This window comes from Olivibacter ginsenosidimutans (assembly GCF_039542865.1).
Taxonomy (GTDB): domain Bacteria; phylum Bacteroidota; class Bacteroidia; order Sphingobacteriales; family Sphingobacteriaceae; genus Olivibacter; species Olivibacter ginsenosidimutans.
In genome coordinates this window covers 23,663-43,076 of the sequence record NZ_BAABIQ010000006.1, presented here as the reverse complement: position 1 = coordinate 43,076, position 19,414 = coordinate 23,663, and the positions used below count along the sequence as shown (strand labels likewise).

General features: G+C 40.7%; 13 protein-coding genes and 1 pseudogene. 7 read left to right on the top strand and 7 right to left on the bottom strand.

The genetic code is table 11. From position 1 onward, the window contains the following. Positions 1–14: 14 nt before the first annotated feature. The 3 genes from ABD930_RS06260 to rhuM all read right to left on the bottom strand — a co-directional run bounded on the left by ABD930_RS06260 (position 15) and on the right by rhuM (position 5,888). The gene (locus ABD930_RS06260; RefSeq protein ID WP_345230857.1) at positions 15–1,472 is read right to left on the bottom strand and encodes a RagB/SusD family nutrient uptake outer membrane protein; all 1,458 of its coding nucleotides are present in this window, start codon (positions 1,470–1,472) and stop codon (positions 15–17) included. Between the two features lie 37 nt (positions 1,473–1,509). Then, the gene (locus tag ABD930_RS06255; protein WP_345230856.1) at positions 1,510–4,491 is read right to left on the bottom strand and encodes a SusC/RagA family TonB-linked outer membrane protein; all 2,982 of its coding nucleotides are present in this window, start codon (positions 4,489–4,491) and stop codon (positions 1,510–1,512) included. A gap of 593 nt (positions 4,492–5,084) precedes the next feature. After that, the gene (rhuM, locus tag ABD930_RS06250) at positions 5,085–5,888 is read right to left on the bottom strand and encodes a RhuM family protein (protein WP_345230854.1); all 804 of its coding nucleotides are present in this window, start codon (positions 5,886–5,888) and stop codon (positions 5,085–5,087) included. A gap of 367 nt (positions 5,889–6,255) precedes the next feature. Here rhuM and ABD930_RS06245 point away from each other — a divergent pair, with 367 nt between their 5' ends. Then, complete coding sequence (locus tag ABD930_RS06245; protein ID WP_345230853.1) at positions 6,256–7,167, top strand: DUF6904 family protein; 912 nt, start codon at positions 6,256–6,258, stop codon at positions 7,165–7,167. 357 nt (positions 7,168–7,524) lie between these two features. Here ABD930_RS06245 and ABD930_RS21835 read toward each other — a convergent pair. After that, positions 7,525–8,178, bottom strand: a pseudogene (locus tag ABD930_RS21835) (DUF3885 domain-containing protein). Between the two features lie 275 nt (positions 8,179–8,453). On the opposite strand from ABD930_RS21835, the gene ABD930_RS06235 reads away from it, so the two are divergent. The 4 genes from ABD930_RS06235 (at position 8,454) to ABD930_RS06220 (ending at position 12,800) form a co-directional block, all read left to right on the top strand. Continuing rightward, positions 8,454–9,263: a helix-turn-helix domain-containing protein gene (locus ABD930_RS06235; RefSeq protein WP_345230851.1), complete on the top strand. Its 810-nt coding sequence runs from the start codon at positions 8,454–8,456 to the stop codon at positions 9,261–9,263. 66 nt (positions 9,264–9,329) lie between these two features. Then, a complete protein-coding gene (locus ABD930_RS06230) occupies positions 9,330–11,117 on the top strand; it encodes an alpha/beta hydrolase-fold protein (protein WP_345230850.1) in 1,788 nt (595 codons plus the stop codon). A gap of 33 nt (positions 11,118–11,150) precedes the next feature. Further along, positions 11,151–11,726, top strand: coding sequence for a Crp/Fnr family transcriptional regulator (locus tag ABD930_RS06225; protein WP_345230849.1), 576 nt, complete (start codon positions 11,151–11,153; stop codon positions 11,724–11,726). A 132-nt stretch (positions 11,727–11,858) separates the two neighbouring features. Further along, complete coding sequence (locus ABD930_RS06220; protein ID WP_345230848.1) at positions 11,859–12,800, top strand: YncE family protein; 942 nt, start codon at positions 11,859–11,861, stop codon at positions 12,798–12,800. A gap of 55 nt (positions 12,801–12,855) precedes the next feature. Here ABD930_RS06220 and ABD930_RS06215 read toward each other — a convergent pair whose 3' ends face one another. Then, positions 12,856–13,971 carry an FAD-dependent monooxygenase gene (locus ABD930_RS06215; protein WP_345230847.1) on the bottom strand — a complete coding sequence of 372 codons (1,116 nt, stop codon included), beginning with the start codon at positions 13,969–13,971 and terminating at the stop codon, positions 12,856–12,858. A gap of 81 nt (positions 13,972–14,052) precedes the next feature. On the opposite strand from ABD930_RS06215, the gene ABD930_RS06210 reads away from it, so the two are divergent. Beyond that, complete coding sequence (locus ABD930_RS06210) at positions 14,053–14,997, top strand: AraC family transcriptional regulator (protein ID WP_345230846.1); 945 nt, start codon at positions 14,053–14,055, stop codon at positions 14,995–14,997. A 24-nt stretch (positions 14,998–15,021) separates the two neighbouring features. Here the strand turns inward: ABD930_RS06210 and ABD930_RS06205 are convergent, their stop codons facing one another. Continuing rightward, a complete protein-coding gene (locus tag ABD930_RS06205; RefSeq protein WP_345230845.1) occupies positions 15,022–15,528 on the bottom strand; it encodes a GNAT family N-acetyltransferase in 507 nt (168 codons plus the stop codon). Between the two features lie 300 nt (positions 15,529–15,828). On the opposite strand from ABD930_RS06205, the gene ABD930_RS06200 reads away from it, so the two are divergent. Then, the gene (locus tag ABD930_RS06200) at positions 15,829–16,803 is read left to right on the top strand and encodes a YihY/virulence factor BrkB family protein (RefSeq protein ID WP_345230844.1); all 975 of its coding nucleotides are present in this window, start codon (positions 15,829–15,831) and stop codon (positions 16,801–16,803) included. 45 nt (positions 16,804–16,848) lie between these two features. Here ABD930_RS06200 and ABD930_RS06195 read toward each other — a convergent pair whose 3' ends face one another. Next, positions 16,849–19,209 carry an ABC transporter permease gene (locus ABD930_RS06195; protein WP_345230843.1) on the bottom strand — a complete coding sequence of 787 codons (2,361 nt, stop codon included), beginning with the start codon at positions 19,207–19,209 and terminating at the stop codon, positions 16,849–16,851. Positions 19,210–19,414 lie beyond the last annotated feature (205 nt).

The window sequence follows — 19,414 nt, the reverse complement described above, 5'->3', positions numbered from 1 at the left end:
AATGATTGCTTGGACTAATAGCCCGGATTCTGGTCTTCCGGACCGATTTCCGGATTAGTATCGATCTCTTGTTGAGGAATGGGCCAATTGATGTGTGCATCGGCCACCACAATACCCAAGTATTTCAAGATGGATTCTTTGATTTTTCCGGTGCGTTTCAGGTCTAGCCAGCGTTTCCCTTCTAAGAAGAGCTCATAGGCACGTTCTTGTAATACGGTATCCTGAAACTTCGCCGCAGTCCAGCCTGAAGCTGCATAATCTACGGCCGAAGCTTGTTGGCTGGGATAGCCATACCCGCGTCGCTTGATCATATTCAAGTGTTCTATCGCTTCTGCCGAAGGTGTGCCTGCTGCCATGGCCTGTGCTTCGGCATGGATCAGCAGGATGTCCGCATAGCGTAAAAAAGGATAATCGTTGGCATGTCCGGCATTAGTGGGTGCGTCCGGATCGCGGAATTTGCTGAACTGCACAGGTGCCAATGATGGCAACGATACTACTTTCCCGGCACTTTCGCTGTAATAAGAAGTAAATACACCCCATTGTTTCCGCCAGTCGTCATTGCTCCATTCGTTCAGGAATTTATTGTCTAAAGAAGAAGTCATTACATAGTTTCCGAAGGGAGAATAAGGTGTTCCGGGATAAAGCAGGTTATGTGGCCACTGCCATCCATTTTGGTGGCTGTATTTCAGGTAAAAGATTTCCTCCGAGGTGCCATTAGCGCTCGGTCCGAAGATTTTATCCCAATCGTCCAAGGTGTTGACATCCACCAACGAAAATTTACCCGAATTGATGACTTCTTCCGCTTTTTCCGCTGCTTTAGCGTAGTCCTGGCGCGTTAGGTATACATCGGCGAGAAAGGCGCTACTGGCCCATTTGGTGGGGCGGCCGTATTGTTTCGGAGCATCGGGAAGTACGGACTCGCCATTTTCCAGGTCGGCAATAATGCTGGCATATACTTCATCGGCAGGTGTGCGTGGCGTGCTCTCCTGTTCGGTCGACAAGATCAACGGTACTGCGCCCCAATGCCTTACCAGGTGATAATAAGAGAAGGCGCGCATGAAACGTGCCTCCGCAATCAATTGATTCTTGTCTGTATCGCTGATGTTGTCCATAGCCTCAATGTTTTCAATGGCTGTGTTGGCATAGAAGATACTTTGATATAAATATTGCCACACCAGACCCACGCGTGATGCGTTGGTCGCGTCAAGCCCCTGATAAGCACCTACAGCTGCGGTAGATCCGCGTCCGATAGAGAATTCGGCCATAATTTCCACTTGCAGAAAATACTGCCCCCCAAAAGCCGATGTTACACGGATAGGTTGGTAAATAGCATCCACCGCTGCCTGAGCTTGTTCCAGGTTCTGATAAAATTGACCTTCCGTAAAACGGTCTTCCGGTAGTTCTTCTAGAAAGTCGCTGCACGACGCCAAGGTCAATGCCGCGAAGATGATCCCAAAAATATATGTTTTCATGAGCATTCGTTTTATATGATTATGCCTCCACAATGGATTAAAATTTAAGTCTTACCCCAACTAGAAAAGTACGGGCGTCCGGATAGCCATACTGATCAATCCCACGGGATATACCTCCGCCTACTGTGTTCACTTCCGGAGAATAGTTCGGATAGTCGGTAATGGTAAATAGATTTTGCGCCGATATATATACTTGCGAATTAGCTAAACTTAGTGTATTGATTTTAAGGTTTTTAAATGTATAGGCCAACTGGATGTTTTTCATCCGGATATAGGATCCGTCATATACGTATCGATCGGATGCCAAATATTTGGTGTTTTTGCTGATCTTCGGATATGTTGCCTGTTGGTTGGGGTTCTCTGCTGTCCAATAGTTCCCCATCACATCCTGTATCTGGTTGATTCCGAAACTAAAGCCATCTGCTATATTAGTGTACGTATAGTTAAAAATGTCGTTGCCCTGCACGCTGTTGATCAAGAAGGAGAGCGAAAAATTCTTATAAGAAACAGTTGAGTTCAGTCCGATGGTGTAATCTGGGTTCGGATCGCCTATAATTGTACGGTCGGTTGCGGTAATGGAACCACTTTGATCCAGATCAACAAAGTTGATGGCGCCATCGGCGGTCAATCCATCTTCTAAGTAGCCATAGAACACGCCAACGGGATATCCCTCGCGTACTAGGCTAACCGGTAAGCCTACAGGCAGTCCGAGTGTGGTACCAAAGATGTCAGCCCCGTCTTTTAACGACAGGACCTTGTTGCGGTTAATGGAAAGGTTAATACCCATGTTCCAGCTGAAATCCGTTTTTTCTATGATTGCGCCGGAGAGGCTGGCTTCAAATCCTTTGTTCTCTACGCTGCCCACGTTCATAGCTTGGGTGAGGTAGCCGGTACTTAGTGGTACGGGTGAGGAGGTAAGCAGGTCGTTCGTCTTTTTATAATAGTAGTCTGCCACCAGGTTCATGCGTCCATTCCACAATCCAACGTCAATACCCAGATCGTATTGGCTGGTTGTTTCCCATTTCAGTTCCGGATTGGGTTGTAGGTTGCTAGGCGCATATCCTACGGCGATATTATCATCGAAAACGACGGGCAGGCCCGTTAAAATGTTAAGCGATTGGTAAGGTAATACCGAGGTGTTGCCCGTTTTACCCCAGCTGGCCCGCAGTTTGAAATCGTTCACCGTTTCGGAGAGGTTATTCCAGAATTCCTCTGAGCTAATGCGCCATGCCGCAGCTACTGAAGGGAAATAGCCCCATTTATTGCTCTTTCCGAAGCGGGATGAACCATCTGCCCGCATGCTGGCAGTTAAGAGCAGTTTATCTTTATAAGCGTAATTTATTCGGCCTAGATAAGATAAAACGGAGTATTCAGTACGGAACGAGGTTGGCGTTTTGGGTGTGTTGCCTGTTTGTAGGGCCAAGTCTTCCAGTACATCTAATGCGAAGCCCGTCGCGCCAGTGGTTACCCCTTGTTCAGTTGTTTTCTGATTGGTGAGACCAGCTAGTACTTTAATCTGGTGATCATCATTCAACTGCTTTGTATAGGTCAGTGTATTTTCGTTCACCACGTTCAGTACTTCCCCGTAAGAAAGCGTGGCATCACCCGTAGCAGATACCTGGAACATGCGCGGAGAATAGTAATCGCCTCGGTTATTCTGGTATTCAAGGCCTACGGCAGAACGGAATACCAGATCTTTCGTGATGTTTCCGGTCAGGGCCCCGTTGGTAAGTAAACTTTTCTTGGTGGTCAGATCTGTCCGTTCCAGAGCCGTCATAACCGGGTTTTCAGCAATATCCGGGCTGAAGGCATAAGCTTTAATATTGGAGTAGGTACCATCTTCATTATAAACATCAAGCGTGGGAGGGGCAACCAGCGCACCGCTTAGTACACCGCTACCGCGTTCTGTATTATCGCTTTTCAGAATATTGCTTTTCCCTTGGTTAATGATCGTGTTCAACGATACGTTCCATCCTTTGAACAGTTCATGATCGATGGTATTACGCAGTTGCAGCTGTTTATAATACGAATTCAGGATGATACCATCTTGATTGAGGTAGTTGCCAGAAATGCTAAATTTTGTCTTTTCATTTCCGCCTGCAATCAGTAAGGAATGGTTTTGTATAGGCTGTGTGCTGAAGATTTCATCCTGCCAATCCGTTCCTTCGCCGAAGGAGGCAATTTCGTCATCGGTAAAGTAAGGTATTTCACCATCATTGGCCGCTCGCTCATTGGCCAATACAGCATAATCATGCGCAGATAGTAAATCTAACTTCTTGTACACGCTTTGCCAACCATAATATGCGTTATATTCGATCTTGGTGCCTGTTGCCGATCCTTTTTTGGTCGTGATCATCACCACGCCATTCGCTCCTCTCGAGCCGTAGATAGCTGTGGCCGATGCGTCTTTCAGTACATCGAGCGATAGAATGTCGTTCGGGTTGAGCTGCTCCAGAGATCCCGATATCGGAAAGCCATCAATCACATAGAGCGGTTCGTTGCTGCCTAATAGGGAATTTCCACCGCGTACGCGCACGCTAAGTGCTGCTCCCGGTTGACCGGAGTTTTGGAGCACTTCGACGCCCGGTGTAACTCCCGAGAGAGCCTGCAAAGGGCTTCTAACCGCTTGGGCACTAATTTGCTCCCCTTTGACTGTACTTACTGAGCCTGTTAATTCAGAACGGCGTTGCGTGCCATAACCTACCACTACTACTTCATCCAACGCATTGTCTGCTGCCAGATGGATGTTGATGACGGCTGAATCACCCACAAGGGTGTCTTGACTGATGTACCCGATGTAACTGAATACCAATGTGGCACCCTTCCGGGCGCTGATTTGAAAATGTCCTGCAGCATTGGTGCTGGTACCGATACTGGTTCCGGATACCCTGACTGATACGCCGATCAGCGGTGTACCATCCGCTGCAGATGTAACTGCGCCTGTTATGACTTGTTGAGCCCAGGCAGGAATGATGAATATAATAATCATCCCTAATAATAAATAAACCTTTTTTGCCATCTTATGAAATTTAGTTTTAACACTCCATTTGCACGAATATCACAATACGTTACACGTTGTTGGTCTCAGTTTAATGGGGTGTAATTGGTTGCTTGTACAATAGTAAGAAAAAAAATTAAAAAATGCATTTTTGTGCATGTTTTTTTATAAAAATGGTTTATGTAATTAGTAAAAAGGGATTTATTAACCAATTAAATGCGTTTTTTATGATTTTATGCATTATTGTGAGTGTTTTTTTTAGTGTGATTGTTAAAGTAATTTTTTATAAGCCAACAGACCGGTTTAGGGAACAAAGCAATCCAAAATGTCGGATTTGACAATTATATCCAGATTTACCAGTTCCGCTTAATGATAGTATTACTTAAAAAATCACCTGATCCTTTTTCTTTGGTTTTGGATATCTCGTTGGCACAGCAGACCTAATAGCGCAAGATGTCCGATAGCATCGGGACAGTTGTGTCTTTTGCAGGTCGACGCGAACATATTATTAAAGTTATTAGGCTGTTATTGCCTCCTTGGCAAGGCATCCTTAAAATAGTGTGTGTTAAAGATGGGCAGTGTTTTATGTTTTGGGTAACAAAAAGGAAGAGCTTTTAAAAGGGTTGGCTTAAAATGCCTAACAATGTTGTTTTTTGAGTACCGTTTTGTCCGGCAATAACAGTTAGATTATTGCCCAACTGAAAGCTAACATCGTTGAAACTCCTAAATTTCTTAACGTATACACTTTTTATAACTTGTACTTCTTGCTTGCTGGGGTATTCGCCTTTAAAATTAGTTAAGCCTAAATGGGGTTTTTCGGCATCGATACGCTTATAAATAACTTCTGCCGCAGTATGGCCATGGGCAGCCCAGTGCATCTTGTTCTGCACCGTCTTGAAGAAGGTTTGCGATATTTCGGTCTTAGGATCATAATCGATACTGGTGGCATAGATATCCAATACTTTGCGCCAAAAGATCTTTTCGGACGAGCGTATATCACGGATGCGGGCTAATAGTTCGTCAAAGTAATTGCCCCCTCCTGCTTGCTTGAGCAATTCGTCGTTCATCGTGAAGCCTTTAACGATGTATTCCCGTAAACGAGCAGTGGCCCACTGCCTAAACTTGGTACCCTGATGACTCTTGACACGGTAACCTACCGAGATGATGACATCGAGGTTGTAATACTTAACAGGCCTATCTGAAGTACTAATGTGCAAAATTTGCACATTGCTTTTTTCATCTAATTCCCCTTCCTCAAAAACATTGGCTATATGTTTGGTAATCACGCTCCGATCTTTCTGAAAAAGCTCCGCCATTTGAGCCTGTGTCAACCAAACGGTTTCATTTTCCAATCGTGTCTCAATACGGGTAATGCCGTCATCGCTCTGATAAATAATGATATCGCTTTGTTGCTTCATTTGTTATTTGATTTGGTTTGGCTGAAAAGTAACTAGACCAAGTTAACGAATTTGTTTTACTTAGCGAACGCCATTAAAATATTTTTGCATTTCCATCGGAAGTAAGCCGCCGATTCTTGGTATCGAGGTACAGAATGGACTCACCCCTCCTTTCTCGAAAATATCAGAATATATTATTACAGTCTATTGTATTACGTAGGTAAAAGATTTTTAAGCAAATTACCTAAAACCGTTAGGAAATCTCCCCCTATGGGGGCAAATCAAAAGTCCAAGCGGAGGCAAGATACGTTTCAAGCATAGTGATGGTAAATCATTCAGTGCTTATAAACCGAATGATATCAGTGCTTATTACCTAAATAAGGATAGTATGGCATTTATAGCCGTAGCCATTAAACCGGGTGGAAAACCTACTTTTTTGTGGGCCAGAGAAAGAGGGAAAATTGATCTGCTAATAGACTTGGTGGAAGTTAAAAGTTATCCATCAATGATGCCGGGACCTTCTGGTAGCCCTATGATGATGTTTGGAAGCATTAGCTTTGGCAAAAGAATACATCCATCTATACAACCACCGATGAGGTATGGCAGTTGTGGAATTGTTCTTTTTTGTCGGTTATACTTATTTTTGTATATGTTACAAGCAACCCTTACAAAAAACAATACAGGTATTACGTTAAAAGGTGATTTTTTTGACCTTGAATATTTATATGGTATTCTTCATGATTTTGTTAATGAAATAGATGAAGAAAATTTTGAAAGCAACAATATCTTAGCATTGGCCTATGAGGTAAGAAAGGCAATGCAGGACGCCCGGGGAAGAGAAGAATTCACTACTCCTTTCGCGGAAGATATCACCTTATATTATTATAGTACCGAGTATGTTTTACCCTACTTGTTGGTTACCATAGGCATACTTCGCCACCGATTGGCTTATCGCCGCATGGATGCCAAACATTATGCAATGGTGTATTTACTCGAAGCACTTGCCGAAAAAGCACTGAGTGAAGGCAGTGATCAATATGGCCCGGGCATCTTGCAAACCATCACTAATCTAAACTTGTCATACGACGATTATGCTGCTCCGTTACTGGAAATGGCAACGCTTGATTTTTTAGTACAGAGCAAGGCAAGGAAACTTTCGCAGCTTGTCCCCATCATGAAACGTTATTTTAACCCAGGCTTGTTACGTGATGAAACCATTTCGCAATTAAAGAAAGATGCCAAACGGTTGAACACAACCGTGGACAAGCTTACTTATGAGTGGCCGGAAATTAAATGGTAGATGGGATCATCTTTCGTATAATAAAGAATTTGCCCAACTGAGATTCGCTACGCGGTGCGTAGAGAATTGATCTTCTAAAGACAAATGCTTAGTGGAACAAATGGAAATATTAATATCGTATCACATTTTGTGATACCTCGGCCCGGAAATACTGATACCGTAATAACCAAGTTGATATCATGATTTAAAAACATGTTCCCGATGCCACATTAGATTCTCCCGCTCCGGCCAATAGGTTCTGTTATGCGGTAACCGTACTTTTTTGGATTTTAATTGGGCTAAGCTGTAAGGATGTTCGGTATTTCCCTGCAAGTATGGTGAAACCAAAATCTCTAAATCTGCCCCGATGCTATCAATTTAATCATTAGATAAGCCAAAGGTTGCATCCATCTGTTGTCTATCGTAATCCAACAACCAATCTTTGTATTTTTGATACAGCCAGCCTATATCCTCTTTAACCGCCGCCAATATATCCAGCCCCCTATCATCGTACATGTGAAAAATGATGTGTTTACTGATGTTTATCAAATAAATATCTTTTGATGAAAGTGGCTCCTGCCCTAGCGGTGGTTGCCATCCTGGAAAATCTTTATGCGCAATGGCACTTAGCAACGAAACAACATCAAGTCTGCCGACCGTTGTTAGAACAACAGCCCGGTTATAAACGTTGCCTTTATCATGATCATACAGTTGATGTAAAACGCTAAAGGATATCTCTTCTTTCTTCAACTGATCAATGCACTGAAAACAAAAATTTCTAACATGTATTTTTCTCCTTTTATATCGATAATCGGTTAGTATAAAAAAAAGCGAGTCTGCCAGTTCGAATACTTAATTGAATAACTTGTTTGCACGATGAACCACTTCTTGAAAATAAGGTGTGGTGCCTACTTCGCCATGCTGCAAATTGAAACGCAGTGCCATGGGCCAATTATAAAAGAGAGGCTGCTTAAGGGTTAAACCGTTGAAATGCGCTCTCAGGAAAGATTGTAGATTTTGATTCAGGTGCATAGCTTATGTAGTTGTATGAAAGTAACTATTATATTTTAAGAAGTCGCCCTTTTTAGACGCTTCCTATAGGCTCATATCTTAAACTAATTAAGCTCAAAAAGCAGTTTTTTGAGCTTAAAATATATACAACGTGAGCCCATTACTAATACATAAGCTCCAATCAATTAGAAAATAAGCTCATCTATACTTAACTTTGAGCTTATAAGAGCGTAAAAATGAGCTTCATTATGTCAGAGATAGATAACGACATTGCTTATTGGAAATAGTCCAACAATATGAACCAGATTTTTGAAACGTTCAAACCGCGAAACACCTTAGTTGCCAAGTATGTTGATTATTACTACTTGGATTTAAAGCCTTTTAATCTTGAAAATCAATTTGATTGTTTCCCGCATTTTAACAACACCATTTCTTTGTATAAATCCCATATCCGCTCGGCAAATGGAGACTTAACGTTTAAGCATAACGCTCAACCTATTCAAATTTTTACACCGATTCGGCAACAAATCCTTCATGTTAAGCAAATGGGGCCTGTACATCGTATTGTAATTGTATTCCATCCGCTTGGAATCAATCAGTTTTATAATAGCTTAAACTTATCGCGCCTAACAACGGAATACAGTTTCTTTGCTACTGACGAGTTGTTTGATTTTTTTGCTACTACAGCAATAGAAGAACTAACGGCATTATTAGACCAATCACTTGTAAAGAGGCATAAAAGTTTTTATCATGAAATTTTACAACGTGCTATTGGCATTATTCTCAACAATTGCAGGGAACTCTCTGTAACGCAGTTATCTAATGAATTGAACATCAGCAGACAGCATCTAAATAGACTTTTTCAGCATCATTTAGGAATTTCAGTTAAGAAATTCCATGAAATTGCATGGTTTAGGGCAACGATGAATAGAAAACTTAACGGATTTAAAGGGAATTTCACAGATATTGCATACGAGTTTAATTATGCCGACCAGTCACATTTTAATAAAATATACAAGAAATTTACACGGAATTCGCCCAAATCTTTTTTCTCAAAAGGGACCATTTTAGGAAATGAAGATACCTACTGGCATATCTACAGCTAAATTCGATGTTCCATTTTTACAATCTTTTAAAAATATTAACTGATAGCTTTGTATTATAAAACAGGCATGATGAGATATATACCAACCTTATTGCTTTTGCTATCTTCTTTTTTCTTCTCGTATGGACAGGAAAGTTATACTAGTTTGACCAAAAATGCTTTGGAAATCATGTGGAAAGCAAAAGATACTACCGGTTACAGACAGGCACTAAATGGATATGAACGCGCTTTTAAAAAATATCCAGATAGTATTGATAACCTAGGATTGTACAAAGCGTCTGTACTGGCATCAGATCTTAACGATTTTGAAAACGCTTTTAATTACCTCACCTTACTTTTGGCACCAAAAGATAAAAACGACAGCTACCCGGGATGGACTTACATTTTGAGTAAATATGCAAAAAGCGAATATAAAAGCATGCTCGACAAACCCAAGTGGAACGAGTTAACGCAAAAGGCTCTGGTTGACAAAACGAAGTTTTACAAAGAATTACAAAAAAATGAAGATGAGTTTTATGCTATAACCAAGACAGATTTATTGCAAATTGAAGATGCCAAAGACTTATATGAGGCAATAAAAAATTACAATCCCTATTTAGTAAAAAAAAGACGAGACTATTCCATTTCATTCGCTATTAATGACTCTACCAGAACTTCTTTTTTTGTTCATCTTCCGGCAGGATATACACCCAAAAAAAGCTATGCTTTGTTGTTCTTTCTTCACGGAGCTGTTAGGAATAACGCACTCGTGGACTTCCAAACAGCCGAAAATAACTTACACGGGTGGAATAGGTTTTACACCAAATATGCAGAGCAGAACGATGTGATCTTAGTTTTTCCGAAAGGTAGCCGAAAATATAACTGGATGCTGCCAGACGATGGATTTTTTATGATTCCGGAAATGATAAAGCAAATTAAGCGCGCAATTAACGTGGACGACAATAAAATTTTTATTTCGGGGCATTCTAATGGTGCGACAGGCGCATTCTCATATTTGATGAAACAGCCTACTCCTTTTGCCGGCTTCTACGGGTTTAATACCTATCCAAAAGTTTTTACTGGCGGAACGTATATTGAAAATATACGGAATCGTTCCTTCATCAATTTTTCAACTGATGAAGATTATTATTATCCACCAAATGCAAATGATTGCTTTACCCAACTAATGGACAGCATCAAAGCAGATTATCACGAGCATCGTTACGAAGGCTTCCCACATTGGTTTCCCGAATTTGATGAATCGGAATCTGCTTATAAGATACTGTTTAAGGATTTGGCAACTAGAAAGAGAAATCCATTTCCACAAGAAATATCTTGGGAATTTGATAATAATAAATACGGTAGCATCGATTGGTTATCGGATATCATCTTAGATACCTCGACCGAGAAAGCCGATTGGCATAGGGAATTGAATTTCAAAATACACCAATGGTTAGAATACGACAAGAATGATAGTCTTATTTCCAAAAATGTTGATAAAAACGCTTTTGATTTCCCGTATCGATCAGGCAAAATAAAAGCTCAATACGCAAACAACGTTTTTAGGATCGAAACATCACGTGTGAAATCACTGCGATTAAATATTTCTCCGGATATGGTGGATACAAAAAAGAAAATAAAGGTATTTATAAATGGCAAAGAGTATTTCCATGGAAGAATCTCATATGACCGCAGATTTATATTACAGCATTTTGAAAAAGATAGAGACCGGAAGCAGATCTGGATAAATAGTATTGAATTGAACATAAAAAACACAAAAACAGATGCTCTCCTCATCAGTTACTCCTTCGTGGTTAATAGCTCTCTTACATTTACGGAAGCCGGGGTATATAAAAAATTTTATCGCGTAGATTAAGTGATGATTTTGAATTTGCTTAATTTTAGCGCTATGGAACCGTTGATAAACAAGATTAAAAGTTATGTAACGCTTACTTCTGAAGACGAAATAATAATTCGCACGTTATTTCAGAAGAAAGAACTAAAAAAGGGCGAACATCTACTGAAAGCAGGCAACGTTTGTCGGCATGTCATTTTTATTGAAACCGGCCTTGTGAGGTATTATGTTAACAACGATGGCGTGGAAGAAACCACTTATTTCAATAAGGAAAACGAGTTTGTCTGTGACAATATGAGCTTCCTGACCCAAATTCCCTCTTACATTAATATTCAGGCATTGGAAGACAGCACCATTTGGATGATCAGTTACGATAATATACAGCGATTCTATAAAGAGGTTACAACAGGGGACCGGTTCGGACGTTTGGCAATAGAACAAGTATTTGTGAGCGCGGCCAGTCAGAACGTATCTTTATATACCGACCCGCCTGAAGTAAGGTATCATAAATTCCTAAGGAATTATCCTGATGTTGCACAGCGTATCCCCCAATATTATATTGCCTCGTATGTCGGTATAAAACCGCAGTCGCTAAGCCGAATCCGTAAACGCATCTCGGGTAAGCATTAATTAATCTGGGTGAATGAATAGAAGATTTCCGTTACCGAAACAACACACACAACACAACAATGGGGTATCCGTTCGGTATCCTCTTGGATGGTGCTTCCCATTGCGCTGGGCATCATCAATCTTTTAAACGCAATGAAAAAAGTACTTTTATTATTTGTTATGATAGTTGCCGGATTAGCAACAAACGCCCAACATCTGGGTAAATCGTATCGTTTAAAGAAGGTGATACCCGTATTGGGGCGACAGGGGATTGCAATCGATAAGGAATATTATTATGTGTCAGACACGGAGGCGCTTTACAAATATGATAAGGAAGGTAATATGGTCATGAAGAATCTCCAACCATTCCAGCATCCGGAAATTGTGAACCATTTTGGTGATATCGACATCTTTAACGGTGAAATCTATTGTGGTGTGGAGAAGTTTGCGTATGGCCGCGGTCAAAATATAGCCGTTTCTGTCTATGACGCAAAGACCTTAATGTGGAAACGGGATTTTAGCTGGGAATCAGGTTCGGGACAGGTTGAAGTATCCGGGATTGCTATTGACCGGGAAAAAAATAGGATTTGGATGTCCGATTGGGTCGATAGCCGCTATGTGTATGGCTATAGCCTTGAAACGGGCACATATTATAGCAAGATGCAATGCCGGCCCGTGCCGTATTGGTGCCAGGGTATATTCATTGCAGATGGAAAGATACTATTTACCGCTGATGATGGAGAGGCTACTTACAAGATTGCCGATAACATTTATATGGCAGATATAGGGCAAGTTCCCTATACGGGGTTAAAAGATGGCGAACAATTTGCTGTGGTTGATAATAAACCGGTAAAAACACCCGGTAAGATTGCCGCTGGAGCTCTTGGGGGTCGCCTAACACTTTTCCGTGAAATGTCCGATTTTCGGCGTACGGGAGAAATAGAAGGTCTTTCGATCGACCCTGTAAATGATGATCTTGTTGTCTTAAATAATCGAGGTACACAAATTCTTCTTGGCATGTCTCAGGGACCATTAACAGAGGAAGGCTATACAGCGGAAGTTCACGAATTATATATTTACGAAAAAGTTAAATAAGTGCGTTTTGAAAAATGATATATGCCTATGGCTAAAAAGGTAAATGTCAAGAATTTCAATCTTTTGCCCTTTGCTTAAAAAATTCAATTGATGCTTGTAATTCTTCTTCCGTTTCGGGCAATTGAGCTTTTAATCCTCGCGTAACGCGAGCTTGTATACTTTTGACAAAAGGTCTGTATGTTTCATTGTATTCTACGAAAGCAGCTTCGTAATCTCCCTTTGAAAGAAGTGCATCTACTAATTTTTTTGCGCCGACAATTGCCAACGTTGTTCCCATTCCCGTGAAAAAACTCGGTGCGTATGCAGCATCGCCAATTAAGGCAACACGTCCTTTTGTCCAAGTCGGCATATGAATTTGACACACTTCATCGAAAAACAAATTATCCGAATACAGCAAGGTGTCTAACATTTCAGGAATTTTCCAATTCGTATCATCGCCGAAAGTTTCTTTCAAAATTTGTTTGTGTTGCTCATGATCTCGGTAATCCCAATTCAGCTTGGGCGAAAGAAACATCAATAGGGCATTCACGGAATGTTGAAACTGATAAAGTACCGCTTGTTTGCCAATTTCTCTATAAATTATTCCGGTGTCTTTGGCTCTGCCTGTTGGTATATGATTGGCTTCGGCAAATGCAAAATAAACACCAAAAAACTTTGAGAAATTTTCTTCATCACCAAACACTACTTTTCGCACGATAGAGTGTGTACCATCTGCGCCAAATACCAAATCAAAATTTTTGCGCACACCATTTTCGAATGTAACATCAACGTGATCTTCGTGCTGTGTGAGCGTTTCAATGCTGTTGCCAAACAAAAATTCAACTTCGCCTTTCGGAACGATTTCGTACAGTATATCCACCAAATCTCCACGATTTATCTCAATATCGCCATGGTATTCATCGAAGTCATTAATTGAAAAACTAACCAGCGTTTCGTTTTTTGCATTCACGATTTCGGTGTCGTGCACAAATTCCTTGGCTTTAATTTTTTCATAGATACCCATCTCTTTGACCACGTTTAAGGCTTCGCCACGCACATCAATGGGCGAACCACCTTTTCGAAGACCTTTACCAAGTTCTACTACAGTTACTTGGTAACCAAACTTGTTTAACCAATATGCCAATGTTAAACCTGCAAAACTTGCACCTGATATTAAAACGTTCTTTTTCATAATCTTTTATTTGTATTTCAAAATTAAAGGTACCTTTACGAATAAAATAACCAAATAACTAATAAAAATAGTCGTAAAGTTATGGGAAAAGAAATCAATAACGTTGCGCAATACGGAACGCGGTTCGAGCAAATCTTAGGAAAGGATATACGAAACATTGAAATCAAGTTTTTGAAATCGTACGATTTCCTGCCCGAACTCATGCTGCATTTTGGTTCATTTATCGTGAAAAAAAGTTTCGTACGGCAAACGGCAACCTTGAATGGAATTTGGGACGGAATTAGTTTTCATTTTTACAACGCATTTGAATATAATACCCAAAATTCAAGCAAAGGAAAAATCAAAAAATATAATGAAAATCCCTATGTACGTGTGTTTCCGGTAGCATTATCACAAAAAATTCCGATGACGAAAAACACGCAAGCAACGCATCTTTCGGTTGCCATTAGCGCAAACTATTTGAAAACATTTCTGCGAGATGATGCGAAACATTTTGAGTTTTTATTTGATAGCACAAACATTTTTTTGATTGAAGAAATTATGACGGACGATATTTTACGCACGTTAAACGACATTGTAAAGCAAGAACAACCCAGCACACTTAAAAGTTATCACTACAAACTAAAAGCAATGGAATTGCTTTTTTATCTGTTTCAAAGTTTGCGTAAGAGAGAAAAATCAGTTCATCAAAAACTCAACGACAGCGTAATAAAAGCCATTTACCAAGTGCGGGATAAAATTGCTTCATCATTGAACAAACCCATTTCCATTGCGGATTTAAAAATGATTGCAGGAATGAATGAATTGAAACTTCGCAAAATTTTTACACAAGTTTTTGGAATGGGAATTTATGATTATTACCAGCGTTTACGGATGAATGAAGCGGCTAGACTTTTGCGAGATGAAAAACGATCGGTGTCGGAAGTTGGTTACCAAATGGGATTCGAAAACCTAAGCCATTTCACGAGAGTGTTTGAAAAACACATCGGTAAAAAACCAAAAAAATACAGCATGGAATTTATGTAAAAAATGCAGATAAAACCCTCACATTTAATTTAGTTTTATCTCAAAATAGCAAACATCTGCATGATGATAATGTGCTGGCAAGTCCGTTGCGTCTTCCAATTTTTTGATTCCTAAAAATTCAAATCCGCAGTTTTGGTAATGTTGTATTAACTTCTGGTTCTCACCACAGGTGTCCAGTCTAATATATTTTTTATCCCTTGCAAATTTTTTAGCCCAATCAACAATGATCTTTACATAATTGTTTCCTCTGAAGTTTGGATTGGTTGCTATTCTATGAATGTAGATGGAAGACGCGCCATCGTCATCACTCCAAATCTCGGGGTCGCTGTATGTAATTGCCCAAATACAGGCAATTTCGTTATCAATCATTAATTTGAATTGCCGGTTTTCAACAACTTCTTTGTTTATTAAAGCCTTATCAAATTCCGGCCATTGGTTTTCTGGGAATTTTATTTTCTGAAATGCTGTGGCTAAGCTATAAAGTCTAAAAATTTCAGGTATGTCTTTTTCAGTGCTATTAGTAATTTGCATTTTCTATTTGTACTATTTTAACGATTTAGTTGGAGTTCATCAAGCTACCTAGCTTACTTTTCTCGCACTAAATTGCTTTCCTTTATGTTTCTTTCAGTCAGTAAAGTTAATTCATTACATTGGATTACTTTATCATTTTCGAATTTAAATGCTGCAAAGATTTTATGTTTTACAATCATTTCATTATCGATACGGTGTTCTGTTTGTCATGTCTGAGAAAGGGCTTCGGCACATTATTTAAACTTATTGCATGGATCGCTGTTTATTCCTTTGTCCAGTAAACAGAAAAACAGCATTAATATGAAAGAAGGCAGGAAAAAATTAACCTTTAAAACCGTCATCAGCGTTTTGAAAAATGCTGTTAGTAGTTTTATGGATCATAATGTAACTAAAATGAGCGGTTCATTGGCTTATTATACGGTATTTTCTATGGCACCTTTACTGGTACTAATCATCGCCTTATGCGGAATATTCTTAGGACAGGAAACTGCCCAAAACCAAATATACGGGCAACTAAGTGCTTTTCTCGACAAAAATACGGCTCTACAAATACAAGACATCATAAAAAATGCTTCCATCAGCGGAAAAAGTGCTTCAGCCATTGTTATCGGAGCAGTTACCCTGTTAGTGGGTGCCACAACCGTTTTTGCCGATATACAGGATTCTATTAACCATATATGGGGCATTAAACCCAAACCTAAAAATGGATGGCTTAAAATGCTTCAGAACCGGTTCCTTTCCTTCTCGGTCATTATCAGCTTGGCTTTTATCTTGTTGGTGTCTCTGTTTATTACGACGTTACTTGACGGCTTTAGCGACCATCTACGTACACAATATGAAAATGTATCTACCGTCGCCTTTTACATACTAAATCAATTGATCACCTTGGGCGTTGTGATGTTGATCTTTGCCGTCATTTTTAAAGTGCTTCCCGATGCCCGCATTGGATGGAAAGATGTACTTACTGGGGCATTTGTAACGGCTATCTTATTCTTGATCGGAAAATTAGCCATTTCTTTATATATCAGCAAGAGTGGTGCAGGCGACACGTATGGCGCTGCACGATCATTAGTCGTTTTGTTGCTCTGGACCTACTATTCTGCCATGATCCTTTATTTCGGAGCAGAATTTACAAAGGCTTATGTGATGGAATATGATTCCGAAATAAGACCTAATTCTTATGCTGTGACAACCAAGGAAATCGAAGTTGAAACGGGTAAAGCTTCCGTGCAGGAAAGCGAAAACAAAGTTGAAAATAAGGTTAAAATACCTTGATTTATAAAAAAGATACTCTCGCTTAACCTAGTGCTGATCCGATCCTTATTCGCTCCGTAAACTTTTCACCGGATTAGCCAATGCCGCACGTACCGTGTTCACGCTGACAATTACTAACGCGAGCAATAGGATCAATAATCCTACTGCAAAGAATACCCAAACACTTATCCGGATATGGTAAGCATAGTTTTCAAGCCAGTTATGCATAGACCACCAGGTAAGCGGTACGGCAATGACAAAAGATATCAGTACGAGTTTGAGAAACTGGCGGGAAATCAGAAAGATCACCTGACTTACAGTCGCTCCAAGTACTTTCCGGATACCGATCTCCCTGAACCGTTTTTCAACCGTGAAGGAAGCGAGGCCAGCCAGTCCTAAACAACAGATAAAGATGGCAAGGGCCGAGAAAATGTTGGTGATCTTGCTGATCAGCTCTTCCGTAAGAAATTTCCTACCGAATTCCACGTCGGCAAACCGGTAATCAAACGGGTAAGCCGGGTTATATTTTTTGAATACCGATTCGATAAATGGAAGGGCTTGCTGCGGAAGTACCCCCTCAGCCAGCCGCAGCGATAGGATACCCGTGGTGTGCTGACTATAAAAAGTCAGCATAGGCTCAACGGGCCGGTACGGCGATTCCATGACTACATTCTCGGTCACGCCGATGACATGGTATTTTTCATCTCCAAAGCTGATTACTGTGCCGATAGGATTTTTCAGTCCCATCAACTCCACAGCAGAGCGGTTAAGCAGCACATTGGTTGAATCGACGGGCATCCCCGAGAAACTCTTTCCTTGTAAAATTTTAATGCCCATTGTCTGGATAAAATCCTTATCGCCCCGAATACCCGAAAAAACAACGGCGAAATCTTCCGGTCTCCCCTCCCAGTGGGGAGCTCCCATTCGCCACCAGATCTGTGTAATAGGAGAATTTGATCGGGCAACAGCCTGTACAAGCCTGCTAGACAGCAGCTCCTGTTTGATAGCCGAAAAGTTCGTTTTGATGTCATTGGTGCCATCCACCATGATCAGGTTGTCCGTTGAGTAACCGATATTACGGTTTTTGAGGTACTGTATTTGCTGATATACAATAATGGTGGCGGAGATGAGGAGAATGGAAACAACAAACTGTCCTACTACCAGGAAATGTCTGGGCAGGATGCCGGATTTTCCACCAGAAAATATCCCTTTCAGCACCCTTACCGGATTAAAAGCGGAAAGATACAATGCGGGATAGCTACCGACGACAATTCCGGTAAACAGGATGATGGCCAGCGATCCGAGCCAAAAATAAGGCTGACCGGGCTCCAGCGATAGTTGTTTATTTACAAGGGTGTTAAAAGGCGTAAGCAACAAGAATACCACAGCAAGTGATAAGAGAAAGGCCAACAGTACCAATATAGTAGATTCACATATAAACTGCAGAGCCAACTGTATTCTTCCGCTGCCCAAAGTTTTGCGTATCCCTACTTCCTTAGACCTTTTTTCTGATCTTGAGGTGGAAAGATTCATAAAATTTATACAGGCAATCAGTAGAATGACAACGGCGATAACGGTAAAAAGCCGGACATATTCGATCATGCCACCCACATTTTTCCCGTCTTTGAAATCGCTGTAAAGCCGCCATTTACTCATCGGAAAGGTAAAATAAGTGCTGGTTTTGTCACCGGGATCGTGCTGCCTTTTTATGGCATTTATGGCTGCCGTTACCTGATCTATATCTGCGCCTGGAACCGTTTCGACATATACCCTCCAACTGGAATTTACCCACTCATCCAACATTTTCCTGGTTTCCGGATCGCTAAAATTGAATAGACGAATAAAATCGAACTGAAAGCTGGAATTACCGGGTGGATCTTCGATAATCCCCGTCACTTTAAGATTACGGTTTTCTCCTACAACTGTCAGGGCCTGATCCATTGGATCCTTGTTGCCGAAGATGGCTTTGGCAGCCGACTTTGTCAGTATAATAGACAAAGGGTCGGCAACGGCTGACACAGCATCACCTTTGATAAATTTCCAGGAAAATAGCTGAAAAAAATTAGCACTGGTGGTTAGTCCGTTTTTTTTCAAAAGTATATCGCCATACCGGAAAGTCACATCATCACCCTGTGTAGCTACGCAGGCCCTTTTTACCTGGGGAATCTTGGCTTCCACTTCGCCTGCAAGGGGCAACACCATGTTGTAATCCGTGAAAATATTACCTGGTGTTCCCCGGTTGGCAATCACTACATGGATACGATCATAGTTCTTATGAAACTGATCATAGTTAAGTTCATCTCGCACCCAAAGCAAGATGAACATGGTACAGGTAAGACCTATAGTGAGGCCCAAAAGGTTAGTAAACGCAAAACCTTTGCTCCTGATCAGGTTGCGCCAGGCAGTTTTTAAGTAACTCTTGATCATATCTGTTAATCTGAAATGTTGCCCACTGTAAACAATTCTTTACAGTTTTTTAATGCTCCCCAAATGTATTGCCACACTGGAAAAGCCTTTAACTGCTACATGGAACGCTTTTCGAAGAAACAGTACTGTACGGTAGCGAACACTCTTTGTACGATATCGTACAAAGAGGTTGACGTCCTTCTGAATGCCGGTTAAATTGACATGT

What these genes read in the sequence shown, in the direction of transcription:
- ABD930_RS06260 (WP_345230857.1), bottom strand. Translation starts at nt 1,472, where the DNA reads ATGAAAACATATATTTTTGGGATCATCTTCGCGGCATTGACCTTGGCG.
- ABD930_RS06255 (WP_345230856.1), bottom strand. Translation starts at nt 4,491, where the DNA reads ATGGCAAAAAAGGTTTATTTATTATTAGGGATGATTATTATATTCATC.
- rhuM (WP_345230854.1), bottom strand. Translation starts at nt 5,888, where the DNA reads ATGAAGCAACAAAGCGATATCATTATTTATCAGAGCGATGACGGCATT.
- ABD930_RS06245 (WP_345230853.1), top strand. Translation starts at nt 6,256, where the DNA reads ATGGCATTTATAGCCGTAGCCATTAAACCGGGTGGAAAACCTACTTTT.
- ABD930_RS06235 (WP_345230851.1), top strand. Translation starts at nt 8,454, where the DNA reads ATGAACCAGATTTTTGAAACGTTCAAACCGCGAAACACCTTAGTTGCC.
- ABD930_RS06230 (WP_345230850.1), top strand. Translation starts at nt 9,330, where the DNA reads ATGATGAGATATATACCAACCTTATTGCTTTTGCTATCTTCTTTTTTC.
- ABD930_RS06225 (WP_345230849.1), top strand. Translation starts at nt 11,151, where the DNA reads ATGGAACCGTTGATAAACAAGATTAAAAGTTATGTAACGCTTACTTCT.
- ABD930_RS06220 (WP_345230848.1), top strand. Translation starts at nt 11,859, where the DNA reads ATGAAAAAAGTACTTTTATTATTTGTTATGATAGTTGCCGGATTAGCA.
- ABD930_RS06215 (WP_345230847.1), bottom strand. Translation starts at nt 13,971, where the DNA reads ATGAAAAAGAACGTTTTAATATCAGGTGCAAGTTTTGCAGGTTTAACA.
- ABD930_RS06210 (WP_345230846.1), top strand. Translation starts at nt 14,053, where the DNA reads ATGGGAAAAGAAATCAATAACGTTGCGCAATACGGAACGCGGTTCGAG.
- ABD930_RS06205 (WP_345230845.1), bottom strand. Translation starts at nt 15,528, where the DNA reads ATGCAAATTACTAATAGCACTGAAAAAGACATACCTGAAATTTTTAGA.
- ABD930_RS06200 (WP_345230844.1), top strand. Translation starts at nt 15,829, where the DNA reads ATGAAAGAAGGCAGGAAAAAATTAACCTTTAAAACCGTCATCAGCGTT.
- ABD930_RS06195 (WP_345230843.1), bottom strand. Translation starts at nt 19,209, where the DNA reads ATGATCAAGAGTTACTTAAAAACTGCCTGGCGCAACCTGATCAGGAGC.